The organism is Janibacter indicus (genome assembly GCF_900176385.1).
Lineage (GTDB): Bacteria > Actinomycetota > Actinomycetes > Actinomycetales > Dermatophilaceae > Janibacter > Janibacter indicus.
On the sequence record NZ_FWXN01000002.1, the window covers coordinates 167162 to 186254 of the forward strand.

Consider the following 19093-nt stretch of genomic DNA (forward strand, 5'->3'; position numbering starts at 1 on the left):
GGGTCTCTCCCGGGACAAAGTGAGGGGTGGCCCGGGAGGCTGCTGTCCCCCCGGACGTGTCACAGGCTATCGGAGGGTGGCCTCGGACCCCAAGAAGAGAACTCCCCGCCATCCGGCGTTCACCCCGTCAACTGAGCGAGGTCAGTAGACGACTCGTTTGGGTTCCACAAACGCACCATTGTAGGAGCCGACCTTTGATGTGTCTCGAACACTGCGTTGTGCCCGGGAGAAGTTTCCCAGCCCGCGACAGCAGGCAGGCACTTCGACGAAACCCACACCTTGGTCGAGGTGATCCGGCCACCCGGAGGGATGGCATAGGTGGTCCACGCCTGTGGGGTTGAACGGATGACTCCGCTGGCTGCTTAGCAGTCGAACTTGGTGCTGACGCCCAGAACCGTCAGAAGGGCGGCCGCGCCGACTGAGGCAGCCGCAGTGCGTGCCGTAGGCCGTTGGTTCGTCGTTCGAGCTTTCATTGCTTCCCCTTGTCTGGTCATCCGGTGACCACCTCAAGCTAGGACGTGGGGAATCTGTCGCAACATGAGATTGCGGATCAGGCGCCGATGATCCGCAGCAGGGAGGGAGTCACGAGGATGGCCATGAAGATCAGCCCGAGTGTGGACATCGGGATCGACATCCGCTCACCCGTGGCGTTGGCCTCGGCGAGGGCGGAGTTGAGCTCGGCGGTGCGCATGCTCTGCGAGCGCGAGCGCAGGGTCTGGTAGACCTGCGCGCCCTCCTCGCCGGACAGGCGCATGATGTCGGCGAGGTCGGCGAGCTCCGGCAGGCCGAGCTCGTCGGAGAGCTTGCGCAGAGCGTCCCAGGGCGGCAGGCCGGACCAGCGGGAGCGGGACAGCTCCTCGGCGAGCCGGCGGAAGACCCAGGAGTCGCCGATGTTGGCCGCGATCTCCATCGCCTGGCGGGGCCCGGAGCCGCTGTTGCGCTCGAGCGCCACGAGGTCGATGTAGGAGGCCAGGGCGCGGCCGAACTCCTTGCGGGCAGCCTTGGCGTCGTCCTTGACGTTGTAGTCCGGCAGGAAGAACAAGCCGACTGCGCCGCCCGCGGAGGCGAGGAGGGTGATGATCCAGGGCAGGCCGAACCCAAAGAAGGAGAGGACGGTGAGCAACATGACCGGGATGAAGGCGCCCAAGATCGCGAAGACGACCTTTTCGCCGTAGAAGCGGTGCACCGGGATGCGCATGAGCGCCAGCTCGCGGTAGGGCGGCGCACCGAGGGAGTCGAGGGGCAGGGTGCGCATGGCCCAGCGGCCGAGCTTGTCGCGGGCGTCGCCCTCGGCTGTACCCGCCTCGACCGCACCCTCGTCGTGCGCGGACAAGGAGCGGTCCGGGGAGAGTCGGTCGAGGGCGGTGGCGAGGTCGACCTGGGCGGGCCGGAAGCGCCAGACGAGCATCGACAGGCCGAGCCCGACGAGGGCGCCGGCAATCATCGCGATCTGCAGGGTGGTGGTCATCGACGCGCCTCCTCGGCGACCTCGTTGCCGATGAAGCGGGGCAGCTTCTTGCCCTTGGCCATCGACTTCATCCAGACGAGTGCCCCGACGTAGGCGGCGAGCAGCACCGTGAGGATGACCTGGCCGATGCCGCTGCGGTAGGGCTCGAACATCGTCGTGAAGAAGAACATGATGACCAGCACCGCGAGGGTGATGATCGTGACCCAGCGGGCGGTGGCCCGGGGCTTGGCCCGGTCGGCCTCGACCATGCGCCGCGAGCGCACGTCCTCGCCGACGGCGACGGCGACGGACTCGAGGACGCTCGCCAGGCCGGCGCCGCGACGCTGTGCGCCGAGCAGGAGGTTGGCGGCGAGCAGGTCGCCCGTGGAGTCGTCGAGGTCGTCGGCGAAGGCGCGCAGGGCGTCGTCGGTGGGCCAGCGCGCCCGCAGGCGGGCCGCCAGGAGGTTGACCTCGGGCTCGATCTCCTTGGGCGCCGAGCGCAGCGTCGCGACGATGGCCTGCTCGAGGCCGACACCGACGGTGAGCACCCCGGCGAGGGAGCGGGTCCACTCCTCCATCGCCTCGAGCCGGTCGATGCTCGCCTCGGCATCGCCGGAGCTGAGCAGCCACGGCAGGCCGATGATCGTCGCCGGGATGAGGACGATGGCGATGACCCAGCCGGTGAAGAGCGCGAAGATCACCCCCGCGACGACCCCGATGATGATGATCTGCCGGGTCCGGCGCGGCAGCTTGTCCCACCAGCCGTCACGGTCGGCGGCGGCGAGCTTGACCTTCTTGGGGCGCGGCGGGACCTTGCGCATGCCCTCGACGAAGGTGATGCCCGCGAGGACGAGCAGGCCGCCCATGAGGGCGCCGGTCAGCCAGGGGCTCACTGCGGTGCCCGGGCGAAGTAGCCGTCGAGGTCGAACCCCCACCGGGCGAGCGAGCGGTAGTCGTCGGGCAGGATCCCCGGGATCGGCGCCCCGCCCTGCGGGTTGGGCTGGAAGACGTGGGTCGTCGCCGGCCCGTCCTCGCCCGGGTGGATCGCGATGATCTCGCTGACGTAGCGCTCGCGGCGGGCCTCGCCGTCGGCGGTGGGCGCGGTGTCGAGCTGCAGCTGGACGATGACGTCGATGTGCTCGGCGACCGCGCGCTCGGCGTAGGCCTCGGTGACGTGCGAACCGGCCTCCATGGCACAGGTGATGAGCTTGCGGATCGCGCCGACGGCATTGGCCGAGTGGGTCGTGCTGATCGAGCCGGAGCCGGACTGCATCGCCTTGATCATCGCCAGCACCTCGCGACCGCGGACCTCACCGACGATCTGGCGCGAGAGGTTGAAGCGGAAGGAGTCGTAGAGCAGGTCGTCGAGCGGGATCTCGCCGGCCTGACGGCCGTCGGCCCCGACCTCGCCGGAACCGGGACGCGACTCCCAGGCGACGATGCGGCGGTGCTTCTCCGGCAGCTCGTGCAGGTGCAGCTCGTACTCGGTCTCGAAGGTGCCGATGCGCTCCCACGGGTCGAGCTCGGCGCACAGGGCCCGGACCATCGTCGTCTTGCCCGCGCCCTGGGCGCCGGCGACGACGATGCTCTTCTTCGCCTTGACTGCGGCCCGCAGGAAGGAGACGGCGACCGCGTCGAGCATGCCGCGCTCGGACAGCTCCTCGAGGGTGATCTCGCGCAGCCGGTGGCGTCGGATGACCATCGACGGCCGAGGGGTGACCCAGGCCGTCGCGGCGAGCCGGGCGCCGCCGTCGAGGCGCATGTGCAGGCGCGGCTGGGCCTCGGAGAAGGGGCGGGCGTTGACCTCGGAGCGGCTGGCGAGGAAGACGAGGAAGTCGATGAGCTCCTGGTCGTTCTCGGCAACCGGCGGGCCCGGGCGCAGCGTGCCGTCGGTGTACTCGAGGAGCACCTGGTCGCAGCCGGTGATCTCGATGTTCTCGACGTGCTCGTCGTCGACGAGGGGCTGCAGCCGGCCGAGACCGAAGAGCGCGTCGAAGACGGCCTGACCGATGCGGTCCTGCTCGTCCATCGACCAGGCGCGCCGGCCGACGGCGAGGTTGTTGGCGGCGGTCGTCTGGAGCAGCTCGACGATGATCGAACGGCCCAGCTCGCGCTGCGCCTGCTGGTCGAGGTGCTGGCGGTCCTGGAGGGCCCCGGTGAGCATCTCGGAGGCCTGGGTCCGCAGCTCGGCGACCTGGCTCCAGTCGATCTCGGTGTCGTGGACGGTGTCGGTGCTCAGCCGCTGCGCGGGCACCGTCGAGACGCGCTGCGCGCCCCCGGACGAAGGGGGCGGAGCCGCCGGCTGTCCCTGGGGCGGGGTGGCCGCGGCCTGACCCATGCCCCACGTCGGCGGGGGCGGGGTCTGCGTCGGCACCGCGTGCCGGTCGTGCGGCGAGACGCTGCCGGCGCCGGCAGCCAGGCGCTGGGAGATGTCGTCGCGCGGGCGGGTCTCCTCCGGCGGGTCGGTCTCCTGCGCGAAGAGCGGCAGGGAGGTGGGGTCGAAGGGGGGCTGGCTCATGCCTGACCTGCCTCCTGGACGCGCTGGGTGCCCAGACGCTCTCGGTTGTTGGCGATGAGTCCCTGCGAGGAGCTCACGGTCGCCCGCAGGGCGCGGTTGAGCGGCCCGGAGGCGAAGCCCTTCTTCGGGCGTTGGCCCGAGTGGTAGACCTCGGCGGACTCGGGGTCCCACGGGATCTCGGCGACGACCGGCAGGCCGAGGACCGCGCGGATCTCGCGGGCGGAGTAGGGCCGACCGGGGCCGACGAGCAGGACGCCGAGCTGGTGCGCGGCACCCATGCCGGCGAGCTGCTCGCGCAGCGCGCGGGCCCACCCGCGGGCGCCGGACACGGCCGGCAGGTCGCTGTGCAGCACGAGCAGGGAGAGGTCGGAGCCGCGCACGAGCGGCATCGGGGAGTGCTCCAGGCCGAGGCGGCCGGCGTCGACGACGACGTCGACGCCGCGCTGCTCCATGCCGCGCAGCACACCGGACAGTGGCTCCCAGAGGTTGGTCATCGACGCGGCCTGCTGGTGCGAGCGGATGCCGGGCACGAACTCGACGTTGGAGCCGGGCAGGGTCATCGACACCGTCGCGATGGCCGCGCCGAGGTTGCCCACGCGGTTGGCCACCGCGAGGTCGAGGAGACCCCGGTCGTGGACGGTCTGGCCCTGCAGGTAGCCGGCGAGGACCGCCGAGGACCCGGTCGGGTCGGCGTCGACGAGCATGACGTGTCGCTGCCAGGCGAGGGCCATGCCGAGCGCGGAGACGGTCACCCCGGGGGAGCCCGAGGCGGAGAAGAGCGTGACGACGGCCATCAGCTGGTCGGCGAGGCGCTCGGGGTGGTGTCCGAGGTCGAGTCGGACGGCTCGGCCGCGGTGTCCCCGGAGCCGTTGCCCTTGGACTTCACGACGATCGCGACCTCCTGGCGGGCCGCGGCGGCGGCCAACGGGGAGGCGTCGTCGGTGCGGACCTGCACGTCGACGAGCTTGGTCTGGCCGTCGTCGGACATGTCGACGCTCGAGACGATGCCCTCGTAAGTCGTCGGGCGGCCGGTGATCGCCTCGGCGCTCGCCGGCACGACGACGGCCTCGATCGGCTGACCGACCCGCAGGTCGCCGGTGACGCCCTGACCCGGGGTGAGCGCCAGACCGACGATCGACCAACCGTCGGCCGGGGCGATCTCGGCCGAGACCGACTCTCGGGTCACGAGCGAGCCCTTGGCCATGTCGACGTTGGCGTACATGCCGATGAGGCTGCGCTGCTCGTCCCACGACAGCGGCGAGATGGAGTTGTCGCGGCGCAGCTGGGTGCGCACGAGGTCGGTCTCCTTGATGACGTCGCCGCGCTCGATGTCGGCCCGCACGGCGACGTAGTCGTCGGTGCCGGACAGGGTGCTCAGCAGGAAGGCACCGAGCAGGGCACCGAGCGCGGTGAGCAGGACCGAGACCGCGATGAGCATGGGGCGGCGACGCAACTTGGGCGGCTCGGGGGCGGCGGCCCCCTCGGCGGTGTTGCCGTCGCCGTTGCGGTTGCGGCGGGTGGCCTGCTCCGCCGGTGGCGGCTCAGCGGTGGGGGCGGTCATGGGTGCAACTCCCTGTGCGTCGTGCCCGAGGGGTGCGGTCGTACGTGACGGCTCCCCGATGTCCGGGGATCAGGCTAAGGCACGGCGGGCCCCTCCGGCACGCGGCGGCCCACCAGCGGGCACGATGGGAGACATGGCCCGTCTCCTCGTCGTCCACCACAGCCCCACGCGCTCCACGCAGGCGCTGCTCGACGCGGCGCTCGCCGGGGCCCGCCACCCCGACATCGAGGGGGTCGAGGTGCAGGTCGTCCCGGCCCTCGAGGCCACGGCCGATGACGTCCTTGCCGCTGACGGCTATCTCCTGGGCACCCCGGCCAACTTCGGCTACATGTCGGGGGCCCTCAAGCACTTCTTCGACTCGACCTTCCTCCAGGTCGGCGGTGCCCTCGACGACTCCGGCGGCGCCGGCGACGGCTCGGGGGGCGGGTCCACCGCCAAACGGCCCTACGGGCTGTGGGTCCACGGCCGCTATGACGTCACCGGCGCCGTGCGCGCCGTCGGCTCGATCGTCCAGGCCCTCGACTGGCGGCAGGCCGCCGAGATCCTCGAGGTCGTCGGCGACGTCGACGACGCCGCCCTCGAGTCGGCGACCGAGCTCGGCGGCACGCTCGCAGCCCTCCTCACCTGACCTGCGGCCACCCCTTCGTCCGCGGAGGGGAGAACTCCCCATTCCCCCTTCGCCCGCTTGTCCCTAGCGTCGTCACCACCGGCGGCATCGAGGGAGAGTCATGGCGCAGCAGACGAGGTTCAGAGCACGCACGATCGGGGCACGGACGCTCGACGTCCTCACCCGGGCCGTCCGGGGGGAGCCGCCGGCGGGTCACGCCGAGCAGTGGGCCGAGCTCGTCGACGCCGGCATCGCCTCGCCCCGGCGTGAGCTGCTCCCGCGGTGGCACGAGGTGCTCACCGAGGCGGCCACGGCGCCGGTGCGCTTCGAGGTCGACTCGCGGATGGGCCGGGCGGGGATGCGCAGCCGGATCTCGCTCACCCCGCGGATCGGCCTGTCGATCACCGAGCGCCGCAGGCTCACGGTCACCGACGACGAGATCGCCGTCGAGGCGGTCGAGGACGCCGTCGAGATCGCGTTCTTCGAGCCGCGGATCATCTGGCCGGCCGTGCAGCGGACCCTGCCCCCGAGCCCGGCCGTCCGGGCGGAGGGCGGCGCCGACCCGCGCCTCGAGCGCACCGTCGGCGTCATCCGTGACGTGCCCGAACGCTCGGCCCTGCCCGACGAGGTGCTCGCGCGGCTCGCCGGTGCCGACGTCGAGGTGGGCCTGGTGCTGCAGGTCGACAACGGGAGCGAGACCCCCTTCGTCACGGCGCGGCACTGGCTCGAAGGGGACGACGGTCGCCTGCTCGAGGTCCGCCTGCTCGAGGACGAGGTCGAGGTCGTCGAGGTGCCGACCGGGACCGTCGCGGCAGAGATCGCCTGGCTGACGGTCGGGGCCTTCGACCTGCGCTCGCGCGCCCGGACGGTGGCGTGATGAGCGTCAGCGAGGGGATGGACGTCGAGCGGGTCCGCTCGATCGCCGCACAGCTCGGCCGCTCCAGCGAACGCATCCGGGGCGTCCACGGCGACGGCAACGGCAGCATGCGGGTGCTCGACGGGGTGTGGGCCGGACCCGACCTCGAGACCTTCAGCCGCGGCTGGGACGCCGGGGCGAGCTCGCTCGAGTCGGCGGCCGCCGCGCTCGCCGACCTGCAGCGCGACCTGCTGCGGCAGGCGCAGGACCAGGACAGCGCCTCCGGCGACGGGTCCGGCGGGGGTGGCTCCGGTGGCGACCCCGCCGACGACCGCGGCCGCGACCCGCGGGAGGTCATCGAGGACTTCTTCGACGACCTCTTCGACGGGGACGGCGACGACGGCGGCGGGTGGAGCCTGCCCAACCCGGTCGACGGCCTCCGAGACGCCTGGGACCGGGGCACCGAGGCGGTCGAGGACGCCTGGGACTGGGCCGGCGACCGGGGGCGGGACCTCGTCGAGTGGGGGCGTGACGGGCTGGACTGGCTCGGTGACCGGGGCCGCGACCTGGTCGACGCGGGGCGCAACTTCTGGGACGAGCAGGTCGTCACCCGGTGGGACGCCGGGATGGCGGCGCTCGCCCGGCTGGGGCCGTCGATCGTCAACTTCGGCGAGCAGTTCACCCAGATCTTCACCGAGGGCCGGTGGCCGCGCTTCCACGAGGTGGCCGCGAGCGCGATCCTGCTCCTGGGCCGCACCGGTGGGCTCTTCGCCAACATCGCCACCGGTGAGGACCACCAGATCTTCGACAGCGGCGACGGCGTGGTGACCTCGACCAACTCCGTCGAGGCCGACCCCGAGGTCGCCGGTCGCATCCCCACCGATCTCAACGCGCTCATGCAGATCCAGAACGACACCTACGACAACACCGAGGGGCGCGAGAGCGACAACCGGCACGTGCGCGTCACCGAGGTGCGCCAGCCCGACGGCAGCTCGGCCTACATCGTCACGGTGCCGGGGACCAACGGCCTCTTCGACTTCCCCGGGTCGGTGACCGGCGGCGACGAGGCCTTCGACAACACCTCCAACCTCGAGCTGCAGGCCGGCCAGCGCAGCGCCTCGATGGAGGCCGTCGAGGCGGCGATGGAGGAGGCCGGCATCCCGCCCGGGGCCCCGGTCATGCTCCAGGGGCACAGCCAGGGCGGCATGGTGACGGGCGAGCTCGTCCAGGACCCGGCCTTCATGGAGCGCTACAACGTCACGCACATGATCACCCAGGGCTCGCCCAACGACAGTCGCTCGATCCCGCCCGGCGTGCAGACCCTCGCGCTCGAGCACACCAACGACCCGGTGCCCAAGGTCGACTTCGGCGACAGCCTGGCCGGGCCGCCGATGCCGATCCCGCTGCCGGGGCCGCTGCCGACGGTCGTCGCCCCGATGACGCCGATCCCCAACTTCGACCCGGCGCTCGCCGGCTCCGGCGACCACGTGACGCAGGTGCGGATGGAGCCGGGTCCCGGGGTGTCGATGTTCGGCGGCGGCAACGACAGCGCGCACCACTACCGCAACTACTCCGACTCGGTGGAGCGCGAGATCGCCGCGGGCAACCCCGGCATCATCGACTACGCCGACAGCCCCGGGATCGACGTCTTCCTCACCGGCGACGAGGGTGCGGTGACGATCACCGAGTACGGCACCGGGCGCGAGTGATCTGCGGTTGACTGGGGTCATGCGAGCGGTGATGAGCGTGAGCCTGGGGCTGGTCCTCGTCGGTGTCCTCACCGGCTGCGGCCTCTTCGGTCGGGGTGGGTCGGCGCAGGTGCCGGAGAGCCCGACCTGGCGCGAGGACGCGGTGGCGGCCATCCGTGAGACGCCCGGGGTCACCGCGGCCGAGGTGACGGTCAACGACGTCGACGACGGCGGCGGCTCCACGGGCCCGGTCGTCTATGGCAAGTTCACCGTGAGCGGGGACGCGCAGGCGGTCGTCGACGACGCGCTGCTTCGCCTGAGCGAGGTGCTCGGCCCCGAGTCGAAGGGAGTCGGGCTCAACCTGTCGGTGACCTCGCCGGAGGGGGCCGGGCAGACGCTGGGGGCCTTCGGGTACGGGGGAGCGCGGCACGGGGCGGCGCTGTGGGAGCAAACGCACTGACCGACCGAGATCGCTGAGCCGAGGTCGCAGACCCGGGGTCGGTGATCGCGACCACCGGGCTGCTGCTGCAATGGGGCCGTGGCCTACTTCGAACGCATCGACGCATCCACCGTCCGCCCCACCCCCCACACCGGAGGTGCCTGGGCCGAGCACGAGCAGCACATCGCCCCGGCGATCGGTCTGCTCGCCCATGTCGTCGAGGTCGACCGGGATGCCCGGCGGGACGACGGGCTGCCGCTCGCCCGGATCTCCTGCGACATCCTCGGGACAGTGCCGCTCGAGCCGTGCACCCACGAGGTGCGGGTGCTGCGCCCCGGGAGGACGGTCGAGCTCGTCGAGGCGACCCTCAGCCACGGCGGCCGTGCGGTCGTCGTCGCCCGCGCCTGGCTCATCGCCACCGGGGACACGACCGCCCTCGAGCACAGCGACCTGCCCCGGATCCCCGGGCCCGACGAGGTCGAGCCCTGGGACGCCGGGAGCGTCTGGCCCGGTGGCTTCATCGCCTCGACCGAGGTGCGACGTCGGGCCGCGGCCCCAGGGCGCGGTCAGGTGTGGGTGCGCACCGACGTGCCGCTGGTCGACGAACCCCACAGCCGGCTCGCCGCGGCCGTCGGGCTGCTCGACATCGCCAACGGGATGAACGTCCTCGCCTCCCCGCGGGAGGTCCTCTTCCCCAACCTCGACCTCACGGCGCACTTCTTCCGCACCCCGGGCGAGGGGTGGCTCGGCCTCGACACGACCGTCTCCTTCGGCCCTGACGGTCACGGGTTGACCTCGAGCATCGTGCACGACGAGCAGGGACCGGTCGGCACGCTCGCGCAGGGGCTGACCGTGCGTCCCTGACCCCGGCTGCGTCACGACGCTGCCGGCACCACGACGAGGGGCCCCGCCGAACTCGCGGGGCCCCTCGTCGCTGCCGGGCGATCAGGCGTGGCGCGCGGTGTAGCGGCTGTGGCGCGCGGTGTAGCGGGAGTTGGCGCGACGCAGGGCGACGGCACCGGCGACCACGCACAGGGTCCAGACGCCGAGGGCGATCCAGCCGGCCAGCCACGTGGCGGCCGCACCGACGAGGACGACCGCGGCGAGGACGCAGGCGACGGCGATGAGGTTGCGGCGGATGGCCGCGACCGACTCGGGGCTGGCGTGGCGGTGGCGCAGGTTGTGGCCGACCGGCGTCGCGACCGGCTCGACCTCGGGGGTCGGCGCAGCAGGGGCGGCCTCGGTGTCGGTCTCGGTGGTGCGGCCCTCGACGACGGTCACGGTGGCGGCGCCGGGGGCGGCAGCCTCCTCGACGGCGTCGCGGAAGGCCAGACGCGGGATGGCGGCGGTGTCCACCTCGTCGTCGTTGGTCGCGAGCATGGCCTCGAGGTCCTCCGCCTGGATGGCCCAGGTCGGCAGGTCGGTGGGTGCTGTGCGGTCAGAAGTCGTGCGCGCCGTGCTCATGGGGACCATGATCCCGCGCTGCTGCAGGGATCTTGCGCAAACTCACCGCACCGGGCGTGTCTCGAGGTCGGCGATGTCCTGCGTCACACGAGTCACACGTGCCTCAGCCGTGTTGACCCGGTCACGCGCGACGACGAGCGCGGCCCGCACCTGCGACTCCTCGAGCCGGGCCGCGGAGAGCTCGCGCTCGGCCTCGCGCAGCTCGTCGCGGGCGGAGTCGAGGGCCTCCTGCCGAGCGCGCTCCTGCGCGTCGACCTCGGGGTCGGCCGCCCCGTCACCGGCGTCGTCGGGCAGCGGCGGCAGCAGCCGAAGGGGGGTCGCCACGGCGTCGTCGAGCTCCACCTCGCCGAAGCCCGCGTAGGTCAGGGCCCGCAGCAGCGTGCCGGAGGCGATGGCGCGGCCGCTCTGCTCGTCGGCGAGCACCGCGACTGCCGTGGCGTCGACCTCACCCCTGGCGGCAGCACCGAAGGGAGATCCCGTCGCCTCGGCGCACCGACCGGCCGCGGCGACGAGGGCGTCGATCGCGGCCCGGCGCTCCGGTCTGGCCTGCGCGAGGGTGGCGCCGTCCCCCTTCGCCTGGGCGGCGCGCATCCGCTCGCCGAGGGCGATGAGGTCGGCGACCACCTGCGGCTCGTCGCGGGCGACGCGGTTGAGCAGCCACGCGGTCCGCGTCGGCTTGCGCAGGGCGGTGATCGCGGCGGCGAGGTCGGGGTCATCCCCCTTCGCCTCGCGGGCCAGGCGGGTGCGGGTGGCGACGAAGTCCGCGGGGGCGGCTGCGTAGAGCTCGTCGACGGCGTCCTCGAGTCTCACGGGGCGTGCGCCTCGGCGATGCGGGTGAGGCGCGCGACGTAGTCGGCCCAGCCCTGCTCGTCCCACTCGGGCAGGTTGTTGCCCTCGGAGCGCAGGCCCACCGCGCCGTCGAGCTGCTCGCGGAGGATGTCGGCGTGCCCGGCGTGCCTGGCCTCGTCGAGGGCCATGTGGACGATGATCTGCCCGAGCGTCACGGTGTTGCGGTCCTCGGGCCACCACGCCACCCGGCCCTCGGCCTCGAGGGGCAGCGCCTCGATCGTCGCGTCGGCGTGGTCGAAGCAGGCCCGGCTCCAGGCGAGCACGTCGGCCATCGACTCGACCTCGGTGGCGAACATGTCCTCGTTGTCCTCAGGGCCCACCCCCTCGACCTCCCACGGCAGCTGCAGCTCGCTGGGGCGAGAGAAGGTCTCCCCGAAGTAGCCCAGCTCGCACGCCGCGGAGTGCTTGACGAGGCCGAGCAGGTTGGTGCCCGTCGGCGTGCGCGGCCGGCGTGCCTCGTACTCGTCGAGCCCCTCGAGCTTGAGCAGCAGCGCCGCCCGCTGCACGCGGAGCATGGCGTGGAGCTGGGTCTTGAGGTCCGCCATGCGACCAGCCTGCCACCGGGGGCGGACGAAGGGGGACGGAGCGGACGACGGGGAGGTCCGGCGCAGCGTCAAGTCGAAGTCGAGAACGACCAGGCGACCACGCGATGACGAAGGACTTCGGCAGCGCGCCGGACCTCTCCGCCGGGAGCGGTGGCAACCCCTTCTCAGCCGACGGGGACGGCCTCAGCCAGCGGGCGGGCGGCCTTCAGCGTGCTCCAAGGTGGCGGGCCTACGGTGCATCGAATGGCACACATCTCGCACCCCGCGCGCTGGCTGACGGGGTTGACCCTGCTCCTTCTCGCCGGCACCGTTGCGGCGGCCGGGCTGCAGAACGTGCGCGCCGACCGCACCGGTGCCCCCGTCTTCGCCTTCCTCTTCTGGAACCTCTTCCTCGCGTGGGTGCCCTATCTCCTCGCCCTCGCCCTCGTGGGGCTCGACCGACTGCGGGCTCCCGGCTGGCTGCTCGCGGGCGTCGGCGTCGTGTGGTTGCTCTTCCTGCCCAATGCGCCCTACATCCTCACCGACTTCATCCACCTCGGGGCGATCCCGGGGGCGCCACGGTGGTTCGACGCGCTGCTCATCGGCTCCTTCGCCGCGACCGGGCTCGCCCTGGGCCTGGCCTCGCTGCTGCTCGTGCACCACCTCGTCGCCGCTCGGGTCGGCAAGGTGACGGGCTGGGTCGTCGCGATCGGGTCGCTCGCGCTGTCGTCCGTCGGGATCTACCTCGGGCGCTTCCCGCGCTTCAACTCCTGGGACGTGGTCACCAACCCGCACGGACTCGTCGAGGTCATCACCTCCCGGCTCGCCGATCCCCTCGGCAACCCCTTCCTCCTTCAGTTCGCCGTGCTGATGACCGGTGGGCTCGTCGCCTCCTACCTCGTGACGTGGGGCCTGAGCCGGGCCCTCGCGGGTGGTCGCCGGACCGGGGTGGCACAGTACGGCGGGTGAGCACCCCCGCCCTCCCCGCGCAGGAGCGGCCCGCCGTACCCGTCGAGATCAAGGTCCTCGTCGCCGCGGCCTTCGTCATCGCCGTCGGCTTCGGCCTGATCACCCCGGTCCTGCCGCAGTTCGCCCAGAGCTTCGACGTCGGCGTGACCGCCGCGTCGGTCATCGTCTCGGCCTTCGCCTTCTTCCGGCTCCTCTTCGCCCCCGCGGGCGGCTCGCTCGTCGCCCGCCTGGGTGAGCGGCCGGTCTACATCGTCGGGCTGGTCATCGTCGCGCTGTCGACGGGAGCCTCGGCCTTCGCCCAGACCTACTGGCAGCTGCTCATCTTCCGCTCGCTCGGCGGCATCGGCTCGACGATGTTCACCGTCTCGGCGATGGCGCTGCTCGTGCGGCTGGCCCCGCCGAGCATTCGCGGGCGGGTCTCGTCGATGTACGGCAGCGCCTTCCTCATCGGTGGCGTCATCGGCCCCGTCATCGGCGGCGCGCTCGGCGAGCTCGGCATGCGCGTGCCCTTCGTCGTCTACGGCGTCGCGCTCCTCATCGCCGCGGCCCTCGTCGCGATCATGCTGCGGGGGACCCCCCTTCGCGCCGATCCGCTCCAGGGGGCGCTGCCACCGATGACCGTCCGCGAGGCCCTCGGGGACAGCGCCTACCGGGCGGCGATGGTCTCGGCCTTCGCCAACGGCTGGACCAACTTCGGTGTGCGCGTGGCGATCCTGCCGCTCTTCGCCGTCGCGGTCGTCGGCGAGACGTGGGCCGCGGCCGTCGCGCTCGCCGTCGGGGCCGCGGCCACCGCGCTGACGCTGCAGTTCTCCGGTCGGGTCGCCGACACCCTCGGCCGACGGCGCCCGATCCTCGTCGGCCTCGGCCTCAGCGCCGTCGGCATGGGGGCGATGGGGCTGTCCGGCGACCTCGTGCCGATCCTCGTCCTGACGACCGTGCTCGCCGTCGGGGCCGGCCTGCTCAACCCCGCCCAGCAGGCGACCGTCGCCGACGTCGTCGGCAACGGCCGGTCCGGGGGCAAGGTGCTCGCGGCCTTCCAGATGTGCCAGGACGCGGGCGGCATCGGTGGTCCGGTCGTCATCGGGGCGGTCGCCGACCTCTGGGGTTGGCAGTGGGCCTTCGCCCTGAGCGGGCTGGTGTCGGCGCTCGCGATCCTGCCGTGGCTGCGGGCCCGCGAGACCCTCGTCGTCCACGCGGGATGATCCGCGGGCGCCCCGACGTTGCGGCCAGCATGCAGATCGACATCTGGTCCGACATCGCCTGCCCCTGGTGCTACATCGGCAAGCGGCGTCTCGAGACCGCCCTCGCCGACCACCCGCACCGCGACGACATCCAGGTCACCTGGCACAGCTACCAGCTCGACCCGTCGCTGCCGAAGCACTACGAGGGCACCGAGGCCGACTACCTCGCCTCGCGCAAGGGGATGCCGGTCGAGCAGGTGCGCGAGATGTTCGGTCACGTCGCCGAGCAGGCCGCAGGCGAGGGCCTGGCCTACGACTTCGACCGCCTCGTCGTCGCCAACTCCGCCCGCGCCCACGAGCTGCTCCACCTGGCCAAGGAGCGTGGTCTGGGTGACGAGGTCAAGGAGGCACTGCTCTCCGGTCACTTCGAGCACGGCCTCGACATCGGTGACGTCGACGCGCTCGCACGGGTCGGTGCCGACGCCGGTCTGGACGAAGGGGAGGTCCGCGCGGCCCTCGCGGACGGCCGCTACAAGGCCGCCGTCGCCTCCGACATCGACATGGCTCGCCAGATCGGGGTGACGGGCGTCCCCTTCGTCGTCGTCGACATGAAGTACGCCGTCTCCGGCGCCCAGCCGCCAGAGCTCTTCCGCGAGGTCGTCGACAAGGCGCTCGCCGAGCGGACCCCGGCCGTGCAGGTCGTGCAGTCCGGCGACGTCTGCGGGCCCGACGGCTGCTGAGCGCCGCGACCGGGGCGTAGCGTCGGGGGCATGACTCCTGCACAACTGCTCATCGACTGCTTCGGCCGGGTGCGCGAGAGCGCGCTGGCCGCCATCGACGGTCTCACTGAGGAACAGCTGACGCACCGCGTCACGCCCGACGCCAACCCGATCGCGTGGCTGGTCTGGCACGCCTATCGCGTCCAGGACGACCACGTGGCCGACGTCGCCGGTCTTCAGCAGGTCTGGGCCGCACGGGGATTCATCGAGTTCTTCGACCTCGACCTGGACGAGGACGACACCGGCTACGGACACACGAGTGCGCAGGTGGGCAAGGTCGTGGCGAGTGCCGAGCTGCTCGCCCGCTACGTCGAGGCCGTGCACGACCAGACGGTGACGTGGGTCGCCGGGCTGGACGAGGACGACCTCGACCGCGTCGTCGACACCTCGTGGGATCCGCCGGTCACGCTCGGGGCGCGGCTGGTGAGCGTCGTCAACGACGACACCCAGCACGTCGGGCAGGCGGCGTACCTCCGGGGGCTGCTCACCGCATGAGGTCGAGCTTCGTCGTGTCCGCCGAGACCGGGCACGCCCCCGCCGAGACGTGGGCGCGGCTGTGGGACCTCGATCGGCACACGGTTGTCATCCCGCTGACGACGGTGACGCCCCACCCGCCGGCGACCCGGCTGGGGGCGGGGGCCGGCTTCACCGGCAGGACCGCGCTGGGGCCGCTCGGCTTCGACGACGTCATGCGGGTCGAGACGTGGGCCCCGCCGGAGTCCGCGACCGTGGTCAAGGTCGGCCGGGTCGTCGGCGGGCGGATCGAGGTGACGGTGGCCCCCCTTCGTCACGGCTCGCGCGTCGTCTGGCGCCAGACGGTGCAGCTGCCGTGGCTGCCGGCGCGACTGCGGTGGGTCGAGGCGCTCGCCGCCCGGGTCATGGCGCCCGGCTATCGGCAGGTGATCCGGACCCTGCTGGCGTGAGCCGATGGGGCCGGCGGCGAGCACAACAGGTCGTCCTGGTGCATGTCGTGCCGTTCGCCGGGGCGTGGAGGCCCCATCCGCTACCGGTTGTGCACGGTCTCTCTGGGACCGCCCGTGGGGGCTGACCGACGTCCGGGTGCACGACCCTGACGGGTACGACCTGCGGATCACCGACCGTCGCTGACGCCCGCTCAGGCTCGGCGCTTCGTGCGGGCCGTCGCCGGGGCGGTCCACGGGTCCTCCGGCCACGGGTGCTTGGGATAGCGGCCGCGCATCTCAGCCCGCACCTGGGCGTAGGGCCCGGACCAGAAGGATGCGAGGTCGTCGGTCACGGCCAGGGGGCGACGGGCGGGGGAGAGCAGGTGGAAGAGCACCGGCACGCGGCCGTCGAGGAGCCGCGGCGTCTCGGCGAGGCCGAAGCACTCCTGCAGCTTGACCGCGAGCACCGGTGCGGCAGAAGGCTCGTCGTGCGGCGGCCAGGTGATCGCGGCCGTCGACCCGCTCGGGACCGGCAGGCGCTCGGGGGCGAGCTCGTCGAGCCGGGTCGCCTCGGGCCAGGGGAGCAGGCGACGGAGCGGGTCCGTCAGGTCGAGGCGGGCGAAGGGGGTGCCCGTCGCCACGCGCTGCAGCTCGGGGCCGAGCCACTCGTCGAGCCGAGCGGCCAGCGCCGGGTCGGACACGTCGGGCCACGGGTCGCCGAGGTGGTGGTGGAGCACGGCGAGGCGTCGACGCAGGGTGTCGGCCGCGGGCGACCAGGTGAGCAGGTCGAGGCCGCGGACGGCGAGCGCGCGCCGTACCGCGTCGGCCGCGGTCGCCGGGTCGGCCCGGACCGGGGTCGAGCTGAGCTCGATGGCGCCGAGGGCGTCGACCTCGCGGGCAGTGACCCTTCCTTCGCCCAGGTCGGCGCGGACCTCGCGGACCCGCAGCCCGGCGCCGGCGGTCTCCGCCTCGTCCCGGGTCAGGGCCGCGGCAAGCCGGATCACGGCACCGGTTCCGGCCGCGACGCGGCCGTCGGCGCGGGCGACGTCGGCGACGACGAGCCACTCGTGGTGGCGCATCGGGCTGCCGGCGGGCAGGGCCGCGCGGGTGCCGGACGCGAGGAGATAGGTGGGGCCTTCGCCGAGGCGCCGGGCGATCCGGCCGGGGTGGACGAGTGCGGTCACCAGGCCGGCGCGACCGGGGCGCTCGTCCCCGCCGGCGGGGACGAGACGGGCGAGGCGGTCGGCCTCGCGGCGCCACCGGCCGGCGTCGCGGGAGCGCCCGGAGCGCAGGTCGGCGAGCAGCCGGTCGAGGTCGCCGTCGTCGCTGCGCAGGTCGTCGGCGAGGGCCGCGACGGCCTCGGCCGCTGCCGTGGTCCCCACGAGGCCGGCGCCGTCGAGCAGGGCGCGGGCGAGCCTGGGGTCGGCGGGGACGCGCACCGCGGCCAGACCCTCGTCGGTGACCCGGCCCTCCGCATCGACGAGCCCGAGGCCGTGCAGCGTGGCCTCGGCCGCACCGATGGCGGGCGACGGGGGCGGTGTCAGCAGCGGCAGACCCTCACCACGCGGCGACCCCCAGGCGGCCAGGGTCAGGGCGGTCTCGGTGAGATCGGCCGTGGTGATCTGCGGGGTGACGTGCTCGGCAGCGCGGGACCAGACGGACTCCTCGACGAGCCGCACGGCGCGGCCGGGGCCCAGGCGCGCGGCCCGGCCGGCGCGCTGGGTCATCGAGGCCCGGGAGGCCTGCACGGTGACCAGCCCGGACATGTCACGGGCGGCGTCGCGACGGGGCTCGCGGGAGAGGGCCGCGTCGACGACCAGCCGCACGCCGGGAACGGTGAGCGAGGACTCGGCCAGGTCGGTGGAGACGACGATGCGGCCACCGCTCGTGGTGGGCTCGCCGCCGATCGCGCGGTCCTGCTCGCGCGGGGCAAGGCGGCCGTGGAGCGGGAGGACCTCAGCGCCGGGGACGAGACGGTCGAGCAGCTCGACGACCCGGTCGACCTCCCGGGCTCCGGGGACGAAGACGAGGGTGTGATGGTCGGGCTCGTGGTGCCGTGCGGTCACCCGCGCGACGTGCTCGAGGAAGTCCCGGGTGACACCCCGCGCGTCGGTCCGCGGGCCCGGGCTCGGCTCCCAGAGGACCTCGAGCGGGTGCAGCGCGCCCTCGCTGTCGACGAGTGGGGCCGGACCGTCGTCGTCGCCGAGCAGCGCGGCGATGCCCCGGGCGTCGAGGGTGGCCGACATCGCGACGAGCTGCAACTCCCGGAGCTGGCGCACCTCGGCGAGCATCCCGAGCAGCAGGTCGGTGTCGAGGGCTCGCTCGTGGACCTCGTCGAGGACGACGGCTGCGGTGCCGGTCAGCTCGGGGTCGGCGAGGAGGCGGCGCACGAGCACCCCCGGAGTCACGAACTCCACCCGCGTGCGCGGCCCGACGCGGCGCTCGCCGCGGACGGTGTGGCCGACGAGGTCACCGACCTGCGTGCCGGTCAGGTGGGCCAGCCGTCGCGCCGCCGCACGCACCGTGACCCGCCGGGGGCCGGTGACGACGACCCTTCCGTCGACGCAGTCGGCGACGAGCGGGGGCGCCAGTGTCGTCTTGCCGGACCCCGGCGGGGCCTGGACGACCGCGACACCCCGGGTCGTGACCGCCGCCCGCAGGTCGTCGAGCGTCTCGGCGAAGGGGAGTCCCTCACCGATCGCGCGCAGGTCCAGGTCGGTCATGGCGTCGAGCCTCGCACGAGCAGCGCCGGGGTCAGCGCTCGAGGACGAAGAGTCGCGTCGTCGTGTCGTAGTAGCGGTCCGTGAGCACCTCGTCGCGCATGCCCAGGCGCCGGGAGACCCGCTGCGAGGGCTCGTTGTCCGAGTGTGTGACGGCGACGACGCGGGGGAGGCCGGAGGCGTGGTCGAGCACGCGGGTGGCGGCTTCGGTCGCGATGCCGCGGCCCCACACGTCGGGGTGCAGGTGCCAGCCGATCTCGACCTCGGGACTGTCGAGGGCCAGCTCCGGGTTGCGCGGGTCCGCCGCGAGGGCCGAGCCGGTGATCGGGATCGGCTTGAGCAGCAGTGTCCCGACGAAGCGGTCGGCGAGGTCGATCGCCCAGATGCCCTGGGGCGGCGGGTAGGGCACGTCGCGGCGGCGGGGGATCGAAGCGCGTGCCTCGGCGACGTCGGTCATCGGCTGCCCGTCGCCGATCCACCGCTGCACCTCGGGCCGCGAGTGCAGGTCGAAGAGCGCGTCCGCGTCGTCGTCGCGGAAGGTCCGCAAGGTCAGCCGGTCGGTCGTCAGCGTCTCGGGCACGCCTCGATC

General features: G+C 73.2%; 20 protein-coding genes. 10 read left to right on the top strand and 10 right to left on the bottom strand.

The features are described from left to right. Nucleotides 1-550: 550 nt before the first annotated feature. The 5 genes from B9B60_RS02615 to B9B60_RS02635 are packed head-to-tail and all read right to left on the bottom strand — an operon-like array spanning nt 551 to nt 5526. A complete protein-coding gene (locus B9B60_RS02615) occupies nt 551-1468 on the bottom strand; it encodes a type II secretion system F family protein (protein ID WP_084449736.1) in 918 nt (305 codons plus the stop codon). Next, nucleotides 1465-2340, bottom strand: a complete 876-nt coding sequence (locus tag B9B60_RS02620) for a type II secretion system F family protein (protein WP_234993707.1) — start codon at nt 2338-2340, stop codon at nt 1465-1467. Before B9B60_RS02620 ends, B9B60_RS02615 begins: the two co-directional genes overlap by 4 nt. Next, nucleotides 2337-3965 (bottom strand): TadA family conjugal transfer-associated ATPase, encoded by a 1629-nt coding sequence (locus B9B60_RS02625; protein WP_084449737.1) that lies wholly within the window; start codon nt 3963-3965, stop codon nt 2337-2339. The genes B9B60_RS02620 and B9B60_RS02625 overlap by 4 nt, the downstream gene beginning before the upstream one ends. Then, on the bottom strand, nt 3962-4759 hold the full coding sequence (locus B9B60_RS02630) for a MinD/ParA family ATP-binding protein (RefSeq protein WP_084449738.1): 798 nt from the start codon (nt 4757-4759) through the stop codon (nt 3962-3964). The genes B9B60_RS02625 and B9B60_RS02630 overlap by 4 nt, the downstream gene beginning before the upstream one ends. Beyond that, nucleotides 4759-5526 (bottom strand): SAF domain-containing protein, encoded by a 768-nt coding sequence (locus B9B60_RS02635; RefSeq protein WP_072625772.1) that lies wholly within the window; start codon nt 5524-5526, stop codon nt 4759-4761. The genes B9B60_RS02630 and B9B60_RS02635 overlap by 1 nt, the downstream gene beginning before the upstream one ends. A 133-nt stretch (nt 5527-5659) precedes the next feature. On the opposite strand from B9B60_RS02635, the gene B9B60_RS02640 reads away from it, so the two are divergent. The 5 genes from B9B60_RS02640 (at nt 5660) to B9B60_RS02660 (ending at nt 9980) form a co-directional block, all read left to right on the top strand. Further along, nucleotides 5660-6154 (top strand): flavodoxin family protein, encoded by a 495-nt coding sequence (locus tag B9B60_RS02640; protein WP_084449739.1) that lies wholly within the window; start codon nt 5660-5662, stop codon nt 6152-6154. Between the two features lie 100 nt (nt 6155-6254). Beyond that, on the top strand, nt 6255-7010 hold the full coding sequence (locus B9B60_RS02645) for a hypothetical protein (RefSeq protein ID WP_084449740.1): 756 nt from the start codon (nt 6255-6257) through the stop codon (nt 7008-7010). After that, nucleotides 7010-8698, top strand: coding sequence for a hypothetical protein (locus B9B60_RS02650; protein WP_143445402.1), 1689 nt, complete (start codon nt 7010-7012; stop codon nt 8696-8698). Before B9B60_RS02645 ends, B9B60_RS02650 begins: the two co-directional genes overlap by 1 nt. A 31-nt stretch (nt 8699-8729) precedes the next feature. Next, entirely contained in the window at nt 8730-9137 is a 408-nt protein-coding gene (locus B9B60_RS02655; protein ID WP_143445403.1) for a hypothetical protein, read from the top strand. 78 nt (nt 9138-9215) lie between these two features. Next, nucleotides 9216-9980 (top strand): thioesterase family protein, encoded by a 765-nt coding sequence (locus B9B60_RS02660; RefSeq protein WP_084449743.1) that lies wholly within the window; start codon nt 9216-9218, stop codon nt 9978-9980. A gap of 81 nt (nt 9981-10061) precedes the next feature. On the opposite strand, the gene B9B60_RS02665 is transcribed toward B9B60_RS02660, so the two are convergent. From B9B60_RS02665 to B9B60_RS02675, 3 genes are read right to left on the bottom strand one after another with little or no spacing between them, the layout of a single operon-like run. Continuing rightward, entirely contained in the window at nt 10062-10580 is a 519-nt protein-coding gene (locus tag B9B60_RS02665) for a hypothetical protein (protein ID WP_143445404.1), read from the bottom strand. A 42-nt stretch (nt 10581-10622) separates the two neighbouring features. Further along, nucleotides 10623-11390: a hypothetical protein gene (locus B9B60_RS02670; protein WP_084449745.1), complete on the bottom strand. Its 768-nt coding sequence runs from the start codon at nt 11388-11390 to the stop codon at nt 10623-10625. Beyond that, a complete protein-coding gene (locus B9B60_RS02675; RefSeq protein ID WP_084449746.1) occupies nt 11387-11974 on the bottom strand; it encodes a DinB family protein in 588 nt (195 codons plus the stop codon). The genes B9B60_RS02670 and B9B60_RS02675 overlap by 4 nt, the downstream gene beginning before the upstream one ends. Before the next feature lie 243 nt (nt 11975-12217). Between B9B60_RS02675 and B9B60_RS02680 the strand changes: the two genes are divergently transcribed. From B9B60_RS02680 to B9B60_RS02700, 5 genes are read left to right on the top strand one after another with little or no spacing between them, the layout of a single operon-like run. Then, nucleotides 12218-12922: a DUF1361 domain-containing protein gene (locus B9B60_RS02680; RefSeq protein ID WP_084449747.1), complete on the top strand. Its 705-nt coding sequence runs from the start codon at nt 12218-12220 to the stop codon at nt 12920-12922. Then, nucleotides 12919-14124, top strand: coding sequence for an MFS transporter (locus tag B9B60_RS02685; RefSeq protein ID WP_084449748.1), 1206 nt, complete (start codon nt 12919-12921; stop codon nt 14122-14124). Before B9B60_RS02680 ends, B9B60_RS02685 begins: the two co-directional genes overlap by 4 nt. A 29-nt stretch (nt 14125-14153) precedes the next feature. Then, a complete protein-coding gene (locus B9B60_RS02690; RefSeq protein WP_234993708.1) occupies nt 14154-14843 on the top strand; it encodes a DsbA family oxidoreductase in 690 nt (229 codons plus the stop codon). Between the two features lie 30 nt (nt 14844-14873). Next, the gene (locus B9B60_RS02695) at nt 14874-15377 is read left to right on the top strand and encodes a mycothiol transferase (protein ID WP_084449750.1); all 504 of its coding nucleotides are present in this window, start codon (nt 14874-14876) and stop codon (nt 15375-15377) included. Beyond that, a complete protein-coding gene (locus B9B60_RS02700) occupies nt 15374-15805 on the top strand; it encodes a hypothetical protein (RefSeq protein ID WP_143445405.1) in 432 nt (143 codons plus the stop codon). Before B9B60_RS02695 ends, B9B60_RS02700 begins: the two co-directional genes overlap by 4 nt. 191 nt (nt 15806-15996) lie before the next feature. Here the strand turns inward: B9B60_RS02700 and hrpB are convergent, their stop codons facing one another. Together hrpB and B9B60_RS02710 are read right to left on the bottom strand one after the other, a co-directional pair. Next, complete coding sequence (gene hrpB, locus B9B60_RS02705; protein ID WP_084449752.1) at nt 15997-18507, bottom strand: ATP-dependent helicase HrpB; 2511 nt, start codon at nt 18505-18507, stop codon at nt 15997-15999. 31 nt (nt 18508-18538) lie between these two features. Further along, entirely contained in the window at nt 18539-19084 is a 546-nt protein-coding gene (locus B9B60_RS02710; RefSeq protein WP_084449753.1) for a GNAT family N-acetyltransferase, read from the bottom strand. Between the last annotated feature and the right edge of the window lie 9 nt (nt 19085-19093).